Genomic DNA, 15937 nt, shown 5'->3' on the forward strand with positions numbered 1-15937 from the left:
GCTTCGGTTGAGCAGCAGGGAATCTGGCTTACTTGCGCTTGCTGTGCCCGGCCCCGGCAGCGGAGTTGTTGGCTTTGGCGGCTGCCGTTTTGCGGCTACTCGCCGGCGCCTTCGGCTTCGACGGGGCCGAGGATGCCGTGACCGACTTCGGCGCGACCGTGGCGACAGCCGCTTTGGGTGTCGACTCTGCGGCGGCCGGCTTCTTGAACGGCAGCACGACCGTGGGCAGCGGAGTGGAGATCGCCGTAGCCAACAGGTTTCGGATGATGATCGGAACCGCGATCGGTCCGGTGGCACCGAGGAGTCCGTACTGGCTGTTGAGCGCGAGATTCAGGAATATCGCCGGCGCTTCGAACAATCCGGTCAGCAGGTTGCCGGCGGTGATGGAATCCAGAGCTTCCCTGGCGGCGAGAAACGGGGTCAGAATCTGCTGCACGACGGCCGGAGGTAAGTCGGTTGCCAGTTGCTTGGCAAGGTTGACGACGTTGGTGAGGTGGGTGCTGATTTCACCCGGGATCTGGCCGCCCTTGCCAGTGATCAGCTGCACGGCGTAGATCAGCGGGTTGAGCACCAGCTGGGTGGTGACGGGTGCGAGCGGAATGGTGGGATTCGGCAACGGGAAGTTGTTGTCCGCCCCGAGGAACACGCCTCCGAGGTAGGTCAGGCTTCCGGCGGTGTCGGCGAACAGGTCAGACCAGGCGTCGGTGAGTGCAACCGCCTGCGTGGAAATGCGGGCAGCGGAGAGGCTCGGCGCGTGCAGTGCGGGTGGTGCGCCCGCAATGGGCGTCAGGGCCAGCGCCCCGATGGTGGTCATTGCGGCGATGGCAAACATCGGGCGACGGGCGGCATGTTGCATCAGAGGTTCTCCTTCATGGCGGCACCGGCGACGGGGCATCGTCGGCTTCCATTCCCTGGGGCTGGGAATCCGCTGTGGGTGAGCATTCCAGCAGCATGCAGTCGCGGCATAGATATTTGCCAGATCTGTCAATAATCCCTATTTAGGGTGATCAGAGTCGCAGGGCGGCCCAGCCTCGCCTGCGCTTACTCAGCGCGTACGCCGCTATTTGCGCGTGCCGTGGCCGACGGAATCCGCCAGCCCAGTCAGCGCCGCGGGCAGCGAGCCCGAATACAGCACACCCAACCGCTGGGTGGCACGGGTGAGGGCGACATACAGCTCGGCCGCACCGCGCGGTCCGTCCGCGAGGATGCGGTCCGGCTCCACCACCAGCACCGCGTCGAACTCCAGACCTTTGGTTTCCGAGGGCGCGACGGCTCCGGGCACGCCCGGCGGCCCGATCACGATGCTGGTGCCCTCCCGGGCCCCTTCTTCGGCCACGAACTCCTCGATCGCGGCCGATAGGCCGTCCGCGGTGACCTGACGAGACCAGGGGCGGATGCCGCAGGCGCGGACCGACTCCGGTGCCCGGACATCGGGCGCGAAGTCGGCGAGAACCGCGGCAGCGACGGTCATGATCTCAGCGGGGGTGCGGTAGTTCATCGACAGTGACCGGTACACCCACCGGTCGGGTACGTACGGCTCGAGCATCTCGGCCCACGACGTCGCCCCGGCCATCGAACGGCGTTGCGCAAGGTCGCCGACCACTGTGAAGGACCGGCTCGGGCAGCGGCGCATCAGCACCCGCCAGTCCATCTCCGAGAGCTCCTGTGCCTCGTCGACCACGACGTGCCGGTAGGTCCAGTCCCGGTCGGCGGCGGCACGTTCGGCGAGATCGCGCGTGTCGCGCTCGAGGTAGCGCTCGGCGAGGCCTTCGGCGTCGATCAAGTCCTGCGCGAGCAGATGATCCTCGTCGTCCATCAGATCCTCGTGGGCGACCATGTTTTCCAAAACTCCTGCGGCGTATTCCTTTTCGGCTTCGCGTGTCCGTTCGGCGGCTTCGTCGGCCCGCTTGTCGCGACCCAGCAGGTCGACCAGTTCGTCGAGCAGTGGCACATCCGACACTGTCCAGGCGGCACCGACTTCCCGCCATAGCGCCGGGTCGGCGCCGGCGGCGCGTAGCCGCTCGACCGACGTGTATAGCGTGGCCAAAAGGTCCTCCGGCGTCAGGACCGGCCAGAGTTCGTCGAGGGCGGCGGCGAACCGGTCACTCTCGTCGAGCTCGGAGAGCAGATCGGTGCGCACCTTCTCCCAGGCTTCGCGATTGTCGCGGGTCAGCCAGCCACGGCCGATCCGGGCGATCCCGCGTTCGGTCAGGACATAGGTGATGATCTCCCGGAACACCGCGCGGGCCGCGTTGTGCGGCAGCCCGGTGGCGCGCGCTTCGTCGATCGCCCACTGGGTGGTGTCGGCGGCGATCCGCATCGTGACGTCGGCCAAGGGGATCTCCAATGGCTGCTCGGGCAGCCGTTGGCGGTCCGCGATCGCTGCCGCGAGGACGTCGACCATCGCGCGAGAGCCCTTGATCCGGACGACGTCTGGGGTGTCCTCGGCGGTGACATTCAGTCCGGGAAGCAGATCGCCGACCGTCATGAACACCACCTCCGACTCGCCTAGCGACGGCAGCACGCGGCCGATGTGGTTCATGAACGCCTGGTTGGGGCCGACGACCAGCACCCCGTGACCTTCGATCCGCTTCCGCTGGGTGTAGAGGAGGTACGCGACGCGGTGCAGCGCCACCACGGTCTTGCCGGTGCCGGGGCCGCCCTCGATCACCAGCACGCCCGGATGATCGAGCCGGATGATCTCGTCCTGCTCGGACTGGATGGTCGCCACGATGTCGCGCATGCCCTCTCCGCGGGGCGCGTTGACCGCCGAGAGTAGGGCCGCATCGCTGCTGAAGGGGCTGTCGTCGCCGGCGCCGGGGTCGGGGCGGCCGAAGACCTCGTCGGTGAAATCGACCAGGCGTCGTCCGATGGAATGGAACTGGCGACGCCGGCGCATGCCCTCGGGGCTGGCGGCGGTGGCTACATAAAAGGCACGCGCGGCCGGTGCCCGCCAGTCGAGCAGCAGCGGTTCGTGGTCGTGGTGCTCGTCGAGGATGCCGATGCGGCCGACGTAGATCCGTTCGCCCGAAATGGCGTCCAGTCGTCCGAAACACAGCCCTTGGTCAGCCACGTCCAACCGCGTCACCGATCGGGCCAGCGCGCGCACCTCGGCGTCGCGGGCAACCAGGGTTCCGCCGTCCTGGACGTCGATCGGCCCCCCGAGCGCGGCACGGTACTGAGCCTTGACCCGCATGCGCTTAGCGTCGAGCCAGTCATAGAGTCCGGCCAGGTAGTCCCGTTCGGACTCCAGTTCGTGCTCGTACGCGTCAGTCGGCATACCTGTCGGTTCCTCCGCAATATCGTCGTCACTTCCGGCGTCCATCTTCGTCCCTATTTGAGTCCGCAACTCCCGCGTAGAACATATGTTCGATAAACTCGCCGGATGAGCTGGTTCAACGGGCCGCCGAGTTGGTCGGAGATGGAGCGGGTGCTCAACGGCAAGCCTCGCAGGCCGGGGTTGTCGCTCGGGGAGCCGCACGCCGACGGCGGAGACAGCCCGGCCTGGTCACGCCACCGGGAACCCTACGAACCGCCGGGGGAGCGCCCGCTGCGCTCGGCCGTGCCCTACGCCGAGCTGCATGCGCATTCGGCCTACAGCTTCCTCGACGGGGCCAGCACCCCCGAGGAGCTCGTCGAGGAGGCGTCCCGGCTCGACCTGCGGGCCATCGCGCTGACCGATCACGACGGCCTCTACGGCGTGGTGCGATTCGCCGAGGCGGCCAAGGAGCTCGACATGCGCACCGTCTTCGGTGCCGAGCTGTCGCTGAGCAATACCCCCCGCACCGAGCTGCCCGACCCGCCCGGTCCGCACTTGCTGGTGCTTGCCCGCGGCCCGGAGGGCTATCGCCGACTGTCTCGTCAGCTGTCCGCCGCGCATCTGGCCGGCGGCGAGAAGGGCAAGCCGCGTTATGACTACGACTCGCTCACCGAGGCCGCGGGCGGGCATTGGCACATCCTCACCGGCTGCCGCAAAGGCCATGTCCGGCAGGCTCTTTCGGAGGGCGGGCCACAGGCGGCCGCCGCGGCATTGGCCGATCTGGTGGACCGCTTCGGTCGCGACCGGGTCAGCATCGAACTCACCTGCCACGGTGATCCGCTCGACGACGAGCGCAACGCCGCGCTGGCCGCGCTGGCACCGCGGTTCGGGGTCGGCGTCGTCGCCACCACCGCCGCCCACTTCGCCGAGCCGAGTCGCGGTCGGCTGGCCATGGCCATGGGGGCGATCCGGGCGCGCCAGTCGCTGGATGAAGCGGCCGGTTGGCTGGCCCCGCTGGGCGGCGCACATCTGCGCTCCGGTGACGAGATGGCGAGGATGTTCGCCCGCTATCCCGACTCTGTCAGCGCCGCAGCTGATCTCGGCGAGCAGTGCGCCTTCGGACTGGCACTGATCGCCCCGCAGCTGCCCCCGTTCGATGTGCCCGACGGGCACACCGAGGACAGCTGGCTGCGTGAGCTGGTGATGGTCGGTGCCGCCCGGCGCTACGGGCCTCGATCCGGCGCGCCGGAGGCCTACGCTCAGCTCGAGCGCGAGCTCGATATCATCGCCACGTTGAAGTTCCCGGGGTATTTCCTGGTGGTCCACGACATCACCCGGTTCTGCCGGGACAACGACATCCTTTGTCAGGGAAGGGGATCGGCGGCCAACTCCGCGGTGTGCTACGCGCTGGGCGTCACCGCCGTCGACCCGATCGCCAACGAACTGCTCTTCGAACGGTTCCTGTCCCCGGCCCGCGACGGACCACCCGACATCGACATCGACATCGAATCGGACCTTCGAGAAAAGGCCATCCAGTACGTCTACGAGCGCTATGGCCGCGACTACGCCGCACAGGTCGCCAACGTCATCACCTATCGGGGCAAAAGCGCGGTGCGCGACATGGCTCGTGCGCTCGGCTTCTCCCAAGGACAGCAGGATGCCTGGAGCAAGCAGATCAGCCACTGGCACTCCGGAGCCGATTCGCCGGACGTCGAGGGCATCCCCGCACCGGTGGTCGATCTGGCAACCCAGATCAAGAACCTGCCGCGGCACATGGGCATCCACTCCGGCGGCATGGTGATCTGCGACCGCCCGATCGCCGACGTGTGCCCGGTGGAGTGGGCTCGCATGGAGAACCGAAGCGTGCTGCAGTGGGACAAAGACGATTGTGCGGCAATCGGTTTGGTCAAATTCGATATGCTCGGCCTCGGCATGCTCTCGGCGCTGCACTACGTCATCGACCTGGTCGCCGAGCACAAGGGCATCGAGGTCGATCTGGCTCAGCTGGATCTCACCGAACCGGCGGTCTACGAGATGCTGCAGAAGGCCGACTCCGTCGGGGTGTTCCAGGTGGAGTCGCGCGCCCAGATGGCCACCCTGCCGCGGCTCAAGCCGCGGGTGTTCTACGACCTCGTGGTGGAGGTGGCGCTGATTCGCCCCGGGCCCATCCAGGGTGGCTCGGTGCATCCCTACATCAAGCGACGCAACGGACTGGAACCCGTCACCTATGACCATCCGTCGATGGAACCTGCGCTGCGAAAGACGCTGGGGGTGCCGTTGTTCCAGGAACAGCTCATGCAGCTGGCGGTGGACTGCGCGGGCTTCTCGGCCGCCGAGGCCGACCAGCTGCGACGGGCCATGGGGTCCAAGCGCTCCACCGAGAAGATGCGACGGCTGCGGGACCGGTTCTACGCCGGGATGGCCCAGCGGCACGGTATCACCGGCGAGGTTGCCGAACGGATCTACGAGAAGCTGGAAGCTTTCGCCAATTTTGGCTTCCCGGAGAGTCATTCGCTGAGCTTCGCCTCGCTGGTGTATTACTCCTCGTGGTTCAAGCTGCACCATCCGGCGGCGTTCTGTGCCGCGCTGCTGCGTGCCCAGCCGATGGGCTTCTACTCGCCGCAGTCGCTGGTTGCCGACGCCCGCAGGCACGGGGTCGAGGTGCACGGGCCCGACGTCAACGCCAGCCTGGCGCATCCCACGCTGGAGAACTCCGGACTGGATGTGCGCCTCGGGCTGGGCACCGTGCGGCACATCGGTGACGAGTTGGCCCAGTGCATCGTCGACCAGCGTGACATCGGCGGTCCGTATACCTCACTGCTGGATTTGACTGGACGGGTGCAGCTTTCGGTGCCGCAAACCGAGTCGCTGGCCACCGCGGGGGCGCTGGGTTGTTTTTCGGTCACTCGTCGGGAGGGGTTGTGGGCGGCCGGTGCGGCGGCCACGCAGCGCCCCGGCCGGCTGCCCGGTGTGGGCTCGTCGTCGCACGTGCCTGCGCTGCCCGGCATGACCGAGGTGGAATTGGCCGCCGCCGATGTGTGGGCCACCGGTATCTCGCCGGACAGCTATCCGACGCAGTTCCTGCGGGAAGATCTCGACGCGATGGGGGTGCTCACGGCCGACCGGCTGCTGCAGGTGCCCGACGGCAGCCGGGTACTGATCGCCGGTGCGGTGACGCATCGGCAGCGCCCTGCCACTGCGCAAGGCGTGACGTTCATGAACATCGAGGACGAGACCGGCATGGTCAATGTGCTGTGCACCCCGGGGGTGTGGACCCGGCATCGCAAACTGGCGCAGACCGCCTCGGCGCTGCTGATCCGTGGCCAGGTGCAAAATGCCACGGGGGCAGTGACAGTGATGGCCGAACGGATGGGCCGCATCACCTTGAAGGTGAGCTCCCGCTCGCGTGACTTCCGTTAGGGCTTGAGCCGCTAGGGCACTACTCGGTCGGCGTCGTCCACACCTTGTCGATGCTGATCCGCAGCCGCAGGTTGAACCCGCCCATCGTGTCGGTGAGGCCGAATTGATCTGACAGAGCACCGTATTTCGCCCAGTACGGCGCGTCGTCGCGAGGGTCGGCGTCCTCACTGTCGACGGTGGCGGGTCCGCCGACGACGATGATGCCGCCGCCGTTGCCGTCGGAGTCCAGGTTCAGACTGACGTGGGGATGCGCCTGAATGTGGCGCACCTTGGCCGAGCTCGGCGCGGTGTAGACGACGATGTCGGTGCCGTCATAGAAGAACCACACCAACTTGGGTACCGGTTGGCCGGATTTGGCGACCGTGGTCAGCCAGCCGTAGTCATCTCCGGTGAGCCGATCGAGCACGTCTTGACTCAGTTCAATTGCCATGGAGCCGAATGTAGTCTCAGCTCATGACACTGCCCCTGAGCGTTGATGAACTCCTGACCTCCACCCGATCGGTGCGCAAGCGGCTCGACTTCGACCGGCCGGTGCCGCGCGACGTGCTGATGGAGTGTCTGGATCTCGCGCTGCAGGCGCCCACCGGATCCAATGCTCAAGGCTGGCAGTGGGTATTCGTCGAGGACCCCGCCAAGAAGAAGGCACTGGCCGACATCTACCGGGCCAATGCCACGCCTTACCTCGACATGCCCAAGCCAGTGCGCGGCGACATCCGCGACCAGCAGATGGATGCCGTGATGGACTCGGCCAAGTACCTCAACGCGAACCTCGAGAAGGCGCCGGTGTTGCTGATCCCGTGCCTGGAAGGCCGCCCGGACGGCGCGCCGGCGGGGATGAGCGCGTCGTACTGGGGGTCGCTGATTCCTGCGGTGTGGAGTTTCATGTTGGCGCTGCGCTCCCGCGGTCTCGGCTCGGCGTACACGACGCTGCATCTCATCGGGGACGGGGAGAAGCAGGCCGCCGAACTGCTCGGCATCCCCTTCGATCAGTACGCCCAGGGTGGGTTGTGGCCGATCGCCTACACCAAGGGCACCAACTTCAAGCCCGCCAAGCGGCTGCCGGCCGAGCAGCTCACCCACTGGGACACCTGGTGAGCTAGACCGCCCCCGAAAACCCCTGCTGCCGCCACGCCTCGTAAGCCGCCACCGCCGCGGCGTTGGACAGGTTCAGTGACCGCCGGCCCGGCAGCATCGGGATGCGCACCTGTTCGGTGATATGCGGATCGGCCAGCGTCACGTCGTCCAGACCCGTCGGCTCCGGACCGAACAGCAGCACATCGCCCGGCCGGTAGGCGATTTCGGCGAACGACCGCTGCGCATGCGCGGTGAACGCGAACACCCGCGCGTCACCGATTGCCGCCCACGCCTGCTCGAGGCCGGCGTGCACCGTCACCGACGCCAGGTCGTGATAGTCGAGCCCGGCACGGCGCAGCTTCGGTTCGGAGAGGTCGAAACCCAACGGCTCGACCAGATGAAGTTCACAGCCGGTGGCCGCCACCATCCGGATGGCATTGCCGGTATTGGGTGCGATACGCGGCGAATAGAACATCACGTTGAACACAACGCCGCCTCCTCGGTGTGGCCATGGGAGGGGATACTGGCGGCATGGTCGAGACAAGTATCTGGATGCAGAAGGTCGCGGCCGATCCGGGGCATTCGCATTGGTATATCGAACGTTTCCGCGCGATGGCGCGTGGTGGTGACGACCTGGCCGGCGAGGCTCGCTTCGTGGACGCGATGGCTGCCCGCGGTGCCCACATTCTCGATGCCGGCTGCGGTCCCGGTCGGGTCGGCGGGTATTTGGCCGCGGCCGGTCACCAGGTGGTCGGTGTCGATGTCGATCCGGCGCTGATCGAGGCGGCCGGGCAGGACCACCCCGGGCCGCAGTGGCTCGTCGGCGACCTCGCCGAGCTCGACTTGCCCGCGCGGGGCATCACCGAACCGTTCGACATCATCATTTCGGCCGGCAACGTGATGACGTTCCTTGCCCCGAGCACCCGAGTCCGGGTGCTGTCCCGGTTGCGTGCCCACCTCACAAGCACGGGGCGAGCGGTGATCGGCTTCGGCGCGGGGCGCGACTATGCGTTCAGCCAGTTTTTCGACGACGCAGCCGATGCTGGATTGACCCCCGATCTGCTGCTGTCGTCCTGGGATCTGCGGCCGTTGCGCGACGACTCCGAATTCCTCGTCGCGGTACTCCGGCCCGTGTAGGTCGTTCGCTCGATTAGTGGCGATACACGGCGAATAGACCATCGGTTGATGATCTCAGTTGCGCCGCAGCGCAATTTGCTCGACACCCCATTGGGGCGAATGAATGGGTCGCGCCGGTATCTCTCTGTTCAGTAACGACTCTGGAGATGCTGCGAGAGGGCTGTCATACTCGACGAATTGCCAGGGGTTATGCGCAGCTCCGTTGTCGCCAACACGGGCAGCGATGACCAGGAAAGTCCGGATGAATCAGACTCAACAACCGACAACCGTGCCGCCGAAGCGGCCGTCGCGTTGGTCGCTGCGCAATTGGCCGGTGCGGGGCAAAGTCTTTGCGATCGTGGCCGTTCCGCTGGTACTCGCGCTCGCCTTCGCCGGCGCCCGACTCTGGGGCGAGGCCAATTCGGCGCGAGATCTGCAGGTGGCCGCCGATCGCGTCGAGATGATCCCGGTGATCGAAAGCTATGTCAGTGCGGTGGAAGGTGTCCTGTTCTCCTACAGCTCCGGCGGGGACACCCAGGGGAAAGCAAACACATTCGACAAAGCCAAGGCCACCCTGCAGAACAAGCTGAACTCCACCGACGTCGACCCCGATGTCCGCACCGGGGTGACCAACCTGCTCACCGGTGGTCAGCAGCTCGTCGGCGCGGTGTCGGCGAACACCATCGGCCTGCGGGACCGGATCACCACCTACGCGCCGATCCTGTTGACCGCCGAAGACGCGATCAACGGTTCGGTGCGTCTCGACGACGAGCGGCTCCGCGCGCAGGCCCAGGGCCTGAGCCGCGCCGTCGGCGCCCGCGGCCAGATGCTGATGCAGGAGCTGCTCATCGAGCAGGGTGGCGACCTGGCCGAGCCGGAGCTGCGCACGTCGATGATCACGCTGGCCGGCACCGAGCCGTCGACGTTGTTCGGCATGAACCAGGTACTCGGCGTCGGCTCCCAGGACGCCAAGGTGCTGCAGAGCGAGATGGTCCGTCGAATGGGCATCATGTCCAACCCGGACGCCGCCCTGGTCGGCAACGCCGACCTGCGCGAGTCGCTGCAGACCACCGACACCATCGCCGGCCAGGTCATCAAGACCACCACCGAGCAGGTCACCACCGCCGTGCAGCAGCAGGCCAGCGATCGGCGCAGCGCAGTCATCCGCGACTCCCTGCTGGTCGCGGCGGCGTTCATCATCGCGCTGCTGGTGGTGTTCCTGGTGGCTCGATCACTGGTCAGGCCGCTGCGCATCCTGCGCGACGGCGCCCTGCGGGTCGCCCACACCGATCTGGAGCAGGGCATCGCCAGGGTCCGTGCCGGCGACGAACGCGAACCCGAACCGCTGGCCGTCTACACCACCGAGGAGATCGGCCAGGTCGCGCACGCGGTCGACGAGTTGCACGCGCAGGCGCTGCTGCTGGCCGGTGACGAGGCGCGGCTGCGGCTGGTGATCAACGAGATGTTCGAGACGATGTCGCGGCGCAACCGCTCGCTGGTCGACCAGCAGATCGCGCTGATCGACCGGCTGGAAAAGAGTGAGGACGACCCCGAACGGCTGGACAACCTCTTCCGGCTCGACCACCTCGCCACCCGGATGCGCCGCATCGGCGCCAACCTGCTGGTCCTCGCCGGCGCGCAGGTGTCCCGCGACCACCGGGAGTCGCTGCCGCTGGCCAGCGCGGTCAATGCCGCGGTCTCCGAGGTCGAGGACTACAAGCGGGTGGAGGTCGGCGAGGCGCCGGACTCGGCGCTGGTCGGCCGGATCTCCGCCGACGCGGTGCACATGCTGGCCGAACTGATCGACAACGCGCTGCGCTATTCCCCACCCATCTCGCCGGTGCGAGTCAGTGCGGAACTCACCAGCAACGCCGGACTGCTCATCGAGGTGCACGACGACGGCATCGGCATGACCGACAGCGACCTGCGGATCGCCAACATGCGGCTGCACGCCGGTGGTGAGGTCAGCCAGGACAACACCCGGCACATGGGGTTGTTCGTGGTCGGCCGGCTCGCGCATATGCACGGGATGACCGTGCGGCTGCGCAACGCGGTGGAGGGAGAGACGTCCTCGGGGACCACTGCCGAGCTCTACATTCCGCCGAAACTGCTCGAGCACGGCGCGTCGATCCCCGCCGACGCCCGGCGCTATCACGCTCCTTCGGCGGCCCCCGGCGAGGAAGGCCTGTATGCCGCGCCGTCCGCGGCGGTCGTCGACTCGGATCCGGTCGAGGCGAGCGGCCTGCCGCGCCGCGCGCCGGGTTCCAGCGGCATCACCGGGTCACCACCGCCGCACGCCGAACCCGAGCCCGACGCGCAGCCCTCGCAGTGGTTCGCTCATGCCGAGGAGTCCGCACCGGCCCGCGAGAACCCGTCGAACACCGCGCCGTTCTTCATGTCCCGTGCTCGCGCCGGGGAGGCGCGCGAGGAGAACATCGACATCAGCGACATGGATGTGCTCGCTGCCGACTTGTCGGCGCCCGAGCCCGATCCTGAGAACACGGATACCGACTTCATCTATCAAAAGATGCTGAACGAGATCATGGTCGACCCACACGAGCTGGTCCTGCCCCAGGATTGGAAGTCGGTGTGGGACAACGGTTGGGAGACGGCTGCCGAGGTGGAGAACGTTCCGGTGCAGGCGCACACCGAACACGGCCTGCCGGTTCGCGATCCCGGTGCCCGGCTGGTGCCCGGCGCCGCCGAGGTGGTCGAGGATGCGCCGCCAGCCCCCGAACTTCCACAGCGTGATCCCGACGCGGTCCGAGCATCCTTCAGCAGCCACTTCGGCGGCGTGCGGGCCGCGCGTTCCGATATTGAGGCCGGATCGGCAGAGAACGGACGAGAACACCAATGACCAATCCACCACGCCCGCCGGGTAATTCGCTGGACTGGCTGGTGTCCAACTTCGCCCGCGATATACCGGGCGTCTCGCATGCGGTGCTGGTGTCGGTCGACGGCCTGCTCATCGCGGCCAGCGAGCAGTTGCCGCGCGACCGTGCCGAGCAGCTGGCCGCGGTGACCTCCGGGCTGGCCAGCCTGGCGGCCGGGGCAGCGCAACTCTTCGAGGCGGGTCAGGTGCTGCAATCGGTGGTGGAGATGGCAGGCGGCTACCTGTTGGTGATGCGGGTGGGCGACGGCTCGCACCTGGCCACCCTGGCCGCGCCCAACTGTGACATCGGCCAAATCGGTTACGAGATGGCAGTTTTGGTTGAGCGAGTGGGCAATGTCGTCTCCTCGTCCCGGCGCGCACCGCAACCTTCGTGACCGAAGATGTCGAGGCGAACCTGGTTCGCCCGTACACGCTGACCGCGGGGCGCACCGACACCACCGTCGAGCTTCCGGTCGAGGCGCCGATCCAGGCATTGCCGTCGGCGGGGCAACACCATTGGCCATCCGGCGATGTGCGCGGGCGAATCTGCCGGTTGTGCAGCGACAGCCCGTCAGTGGCCGAGATCTCCGCCCTGCTGGATCTTCCGCTCGGCGTCGCGCGCGTCCTCGTCGGAGACCTGGTGACGGCGGGCTATCTTCGGGTACAGACCACTTTGACCGACCGCTCGTCACCTGACGAGCGCCGCGACCTCATAGGAAGGACCCTTCGTGGCCTACGAGCCCTCTGAGGGGCGGACATCCGCCTCGACGAAGATCGTCGTCGCGGGTGGGTTCGGCGCCGGCAAGACCACGTTCGTCGGGGCGGTGTCGGAGATCATGCCGTTGCGCACGGAGGCGATGGTCACCGACGCGTCCACGGCGGTGGACGTGCTGGAGTCCACTCCGGATAAGACGACGACGACGGTGGCGATGGACTTCGGTCGAATCACCCTCGACCGCGATCTGGTGCTCTACCTGTTCGGCACCCCGGGGCAGCGCCGGTTCTGGTTCATGTGGGACGACCTGGTACGCGGCGCGATCGGGGCGATCATCCTGGTCGACGTGCGCCGGCTGCAGGACAGCTTTGCCGCGGTCGACTTCTTCGAGCACCGCAAGATGCCGTTCTTGATCGCGGTCAACGAATTCGACGGCGCGCCACGGTATCCCACCGATGAGGTGCGCCGTGCGCTGACCTTGCCGGATACCACGCCGGTGATCACCCTGGACGCCAGGGACCGCAAGTCGGCCACCGATGCGCTGGTCGCGATCAGCGAGTACGCGCTGGCGAAGCTTTAGTGGAGCACTGGACCGACCGCGAGTTCACCGGCCACGACTTTCGCGACGAGGATCTCTCCGGCCTGCAGACCGAGCGGGTGGTGTTCACCGAATGCGACTTCGGCGGCGCCAACCTGTCGGAGTCGACACACCTGGGGTCGGCCTTTCGCAACTGCCGGTTCCTGCGGACCACGCTGTGGCACAGCACGTTCCGCAACTGCAGCATGCTGGGATCGACCTTCGAGAACTGCCGGCTGCGACCGATCGTCTGCGACGAGGTCGACTTCACCCTCGCTGTCCTGGGTGGGGCGGACCTGCGCGGGGTGGACATGTCCGGGTGTCGGCTGCGGGAAACCAGCCTGGTTCAGGCCGATTTGCGCAAGGCGGTGCTGCGGGGAGCCGACCTGAGCGGGGCGCGCACCATCGGATTGCGACTCGAGCAGGCCGATCTGCGGGGCGCGCGCATCGACCCCACACTCTGGACCACGGCGGCCTGCCGGGGCGCACGCATCGATGTCCCCCAGGCGCTGGCCTTCGCGGCCTCACACGGCCTCGACGTCGGCGGTGAGTGAGCCGTAACCTCGGCGAATTCAATTCAGCTTGCTTTTATCGGTTTCAAAGACCCCAGGGCGTTGCTAGTTTTCTTGTCGACCCCATGGCCCCTCATCCCCATGTCGTCGCTGACCGGGAAGATCGAATAGCGTTATGGGACAGTGCATCCCGGGTTTGTGGTGCGATTTCCACAACGACGAACAAACGGATACGAGACAACGTGGCAACCGGCCAGAAACGAATCTTCGACGACGTCACACAAACGGTGGGACATACCCCCCTCGTACGTCTGAACCACCCTCTCGTCGTGGGCGACACAGAGCTGTTGTTGAAGCTTGAGTACTACAACCCGACAGCCAGTGTGAAAGACCGACTTTCGGTCGGTGCGATCAACTTCGCGGAGAAGAGTGGACAGCTGCAACCGGGCGGCACCATCGTCGCTGCGAGCAGCGGAAACCTCGGAATCGGACTCGCTGCCGCGGGAGCCGCCCGCGGTTATCGCGTCGTCATCGTCATCTATGAAGACACGAGTTACGAGCGGAAAGTTGTCATCCAAAACCTGGGCGCGGAGCTCGTCCTGACACCGAAGGAAGACGGTGTCCGAGGCTCGGTGGAGGAAGCCGAGAGAATCGCCAACAACACCCCCGGCGCATTCTTCGTGCACCAGTTCATCATTCCGATCAACCGCGAAATACATCGGCAGACCACGGGACCCGAGATTTGGAACGACACCGCCGGCGACGTCGACGCAGTGGTGATCGGAGTCGGCTCAGGCGGGACGATCAGCGGTGTCGGATCGTTCCTGAAGGAGAAGAATCCGGGCATCAAGATCTTCGCGGTCGAGCCGGACAACGCCGCGGTGCTGAGCGGCGAGGAATTCAATCCGCACAAGATCTACGGCTTGGGGCCCAACTTCAAGAGTCCGAATTTCGCAGACGAGGTCGTCGACGAGATCCTTCGGGTCACCGAGCACGACGCGGCCGCGACTGCCAGGGAGCTCGCCCGGTACGCCGGAATTCCCGCCGGCCTCAGTGGGGGCGCCGCGGTGGCCGCCGCCAGGCAGGTCGCCGAACGCCGTGACCCGTCGATCCGAACGATCGTCACGCTCGTGCCGGATTCGGCCGATCGCTACATATCGAGCTTCCTGTTCCAGGACGCATTCGACGAGAACGGAGTGCTCCGCGAGCATGTCAGCGTCTGAGCAGCTGGAAGAGCGCGCGGCGCGTCTGCGTCAACCGGGTAAGCAATTCACACTGGGATTCTTCACTCAGGTACCCCACCCAGCGGACCGGCCGGCGCGGCGCACCTACGACGAGCTCATCGAAAGCATTGTCGCCGCTGAGGAAATCGGATACGACAGCGTCTGGATCGGGCAACACCACTTCAGCCCCGAGGACGGTGGGGTGCCATCCCCTCTGGTCGTGCTCGCCGCTGCCGCGGCACGGACCAAGCGGATCCAACTGGGGACGGCGGTCGTCGCCCTGCCCTTCGAACATCCGATCCGGCTCGCCGAGGATCTCTCGGTGCTGGACGAGATCTCGGGCGGCCGAGTTCAGGTCGGGCTAGGTGGAGCCAGAGGAGATCTGCAGGCCTTCAACACGTTCGGGGTCGACTTCTCGGCCCGGCACGAGCTGTTCGACCGCAATCTCGAGATCCTTCACCACCTGCTGGAAGGCCGGTACTGTACGGAGTTCGCCAAACCGGCGAATGCTCCTCTTGAGCTCTCGTCTTCAGGGCGACTGTCCTCGTCGGATTCAGTGGCAGGACAACAGGCGTCAGCGGACGTGGAGCCAAAGCGGCTCTTCCCCAGCGTTACCAGTCTGCGGGGCCGCCTGTGGCAGACGGCCAGCAGCGAGGACAGAGCGCGCTTGATCGCCCGAAACGGTAACGGGCTCATGATTGGCGCGTTCCATGACCACGTCATCTTCCATCAGCTTCTGTTCATCGTCGGATACCTCGAAGAATGGCTGGCAATCCACGGGAACCTCGAAGACGCCCGAGTGGGGGCGCAGCGCTTCACCTTTCACGGCGAGAGTGCAGACGCGATCGCGAATGACCTCGGACCGCACGTGGCGGCCACGCAACGGACTCTGGATGCCCGCTTCCCGCAACTGGGAGCGCTGTCGCCGAAGGAGTATCTGGCGACAGTGACGCGAACCGGCACCGCAGCGGACATCGTTCGTCAGCTTCAGGAGGATCCCGCACTGTTGGGGTTCGTCACCGACTTCTTCCCGACCACCGGGCTGTTCCCGTCGGTCAGGACAGGCACTGCTGGAGCGGATCTCAACGTCGAACGATTGCGAATCTTCGCCGAGGAGATCGCGCCGGAACTCGGCTGGAAACCCGCGGCAAACCCGTAACTTCACCACT

General features: G+C 66.5%; 14 protein-coding genes. 10 read left to right on the top strand and 4 right to left on the bottom strand.

Features of this window, described 5'->3' with window-relative positions; genetic code table 11:
* Positions 1–28 precede the first annotated feature (28 nt).
* Both SLQ31_RS07100 and helR read right to left on the bottom strand, forming a co-directional pair.
* Complete coding sequence (locus SLQ31_RS07100; protein WP_319430968.1) at positions 29–856, bottom strand: hypothetical protein; 828 nt, start codon at positions 854–856, stop codon at positions 29–31.
* A gap of 204 nt (positions 857–1060) precedes the next feature.
* A complete protein-coding gene (helR, locus tag SLQ31_RS07105; RefSeq protein ID WP_319430969.1) occupies positions 1061–3280 on the bottom strand; it encodes an RNA polymerase recycling motor ATPase HelR in 2220 nt (739 codons plus the stop codon).
* Positions 3281–3385: 105 nt separating this feature from the next.
* On the opposite strand from helR, the gene SLQ31_RS07110 reads away from it, so the two are divergent.
* Positions 3386–6679 carry an error-prone DNA polymerase gene (locus tag SLQ31_RS07110; RefSeq protein WP_319430971.1) on the top strand — a complete coding sequence of 1098 codons (3294 nt, stop codon included), beginning with the start codon at positions 3386–3388 and terminating at the stop codon, positions 6677–6679.
* Positions 6680–6698: 19 nt separating this feature from the next.
* Here the strand turns inward: SLQ31_RS07110 and SLQ31_RS07115 are convergent, their stop codons facing one another.
* Positions 6699–7109 (bottom strand): TIGR03667 family PPOX class F420-dependent oxidoreductase, encoded by a 411-nt coding sequence (locus SLQ31_RS07115; RefSeq protein ID WP_319430973.1) that lies wholly within the window; start codon positions 7107–7109, stop codon positions 6699–6701.
* A gap of 23 nt (positions 7110–7132) precedes the next feature.
* On the opposite strand from SLQ31_RS07115, the gene SLQ31_RS07120 reads away from it, so the two are divergent.
* A complete protein-coding gene (locus tag SLQ31_RS07120; protein ID WP_319430976.1) occupies positions 7133–7774 on the top strand; it encodes a nitroreductase family protein in 642 nt (213 codons plus the stop codon).
* A gap of 1 nt (position 7775) precedes the next feature.
* Here the strand turns inward: SLQ31_RS07120 and SLQ31_RS07125 are convergent, their stop codons facing one another.
* The gene (locus SLQ31_RS07125) at positions 7776–8228 is read right to left on the bottom strand and encodes a tRNA (cytidine(34)-2'-O)-methyltransferase (RefSeq protein ID WP_413641913.1); all 453 of its coding nucleotides are present in this window, start codon (positions 8226–8228) and stop codon (positions 7776–7778) included.
* Positions 8229–8284: 56 nt separating this feature from the next.
* Between SLQ31_RS07125 and SLQ31_RS07130 the strand changes: the two genes are divergently transcribed.
* The 8 genes from SLQ31_RS07130 (at position 8285) to SLQ31_RS07165 (ending at position 15927) form a co-directional block, all read left to right on the top strand.
* Positions 8285–8890, top strand: coding sequence for a class I SAM-dependent methyltransferase (locus SLQ31_RS07130; protein ID WP_319430980.1), 606 nt, complete (start codon positions 8285–8287; stop codon positions 8888–8890).
* A gap of 241 nt (positions 8891–9131) precedes the next feature.
* On the top strand, positions 9132–11726 hold the full coding sequence (locus SLQ31_RS07135; RefSeq protein ID WP_319430982.1) for an ATP-binding protein: 2595 nt from the start codon (positions 9132–9134) through the stop codon (positions 11724–11726).
* Positions 11723–12136 carry a roadblock/LC7 domain-containing protein gene (locus tag SLQ31_RS07140; RefSeq protein ID WP_319430984.1) on the top strand — a complete coding sequence of 138 codons (414 nt, stop codon included), beginning with the start codon at positions 11723–11725 and terminating at the stop codon, positions 12134–12136. Before SLQ31_RS07135 ends, SLQ31_RS07140 begins: the two co-directional genes overlap by 4 nt.
* On the top strand, positions 12133–12489 hold the full coding sequence (locus SLQ31_RS07145; protein ID WP_319430986.1) for a DUF742 domain-containing protein: 357 nt from the start codon (positions 12133–12135) through the stop codon (positions 12487–12489). Before SLQ31_RS07140 ends, SLQ31_RS07145 begins: the two co-directional genes overlap by 4 nt.
* Complete coding sequence (locus tag SLQ31_RS07150; protein WP_319430988.1) at positions 12470–13036, top strand: ATP/GTP-binding protein; 567 nt, start codon at positions 12470–12472, stop codon at positions 13034–13036. Before SLQ31_RS07145 ends, SLQ31_RS07150 begins: the two co-directional genes overlap by 20 nt.
* The gene (locus SLQ31_RS07155; protein ID WP_319430990.1) at positions 13036–13587 is read left to right on the top strand and encodes a pentapeptide repeat-containing protein; all 552 of its coding nucleotides are present in this window, start codon (positions 13036–13038) and stop codon (positions 13585–13587) included. The genes SLQ31_RS07150 and SLQ31_RS07155 overlap by 1 nt, the downstream gene beginning before the upstream one ends.
* 245 nt (positions 13588–13832) lie before the next feature.
* Positions 13833–14768 carry a cysteine synthase family protein gene (locus SLQ31_RS07160; RefSeq protein WP_319432920.1) on the top strand — a complete coding sequence of 312 codons (936 nt, stop codon included), beginning with the start codon at positions 13833–13835 and terminating at the stop codon, positions 14766–14768.
* Positions 14755–15927, top strand: a complete 1173-nt coding sequence (locus SLQ31_RS07165; protein ID WP_319430992.1) for an LLM class flavin-dependent oxidoreductase — start codon at positions 14755–14757, stop codon at positions 15925–15927. The genes SLQ31_RS07160 and SLQ31_RS07165 overlap by 14 nt, the downstream gene beginning before the upstream one ends.
* Positions 15928–15937: the final 10 nt, after the last annotated feature.

The sequence above is a fragment of the Mycobacterium sp. RTGN5 genome (assembly GCF_033804465.1).
In the GTDB taxonomy this organism is placed as follows: Bacteria; Actinomycetota; Actinomycetes; order Mycobacteriales; family Mycobacteriaceae; genus Mycobacterium.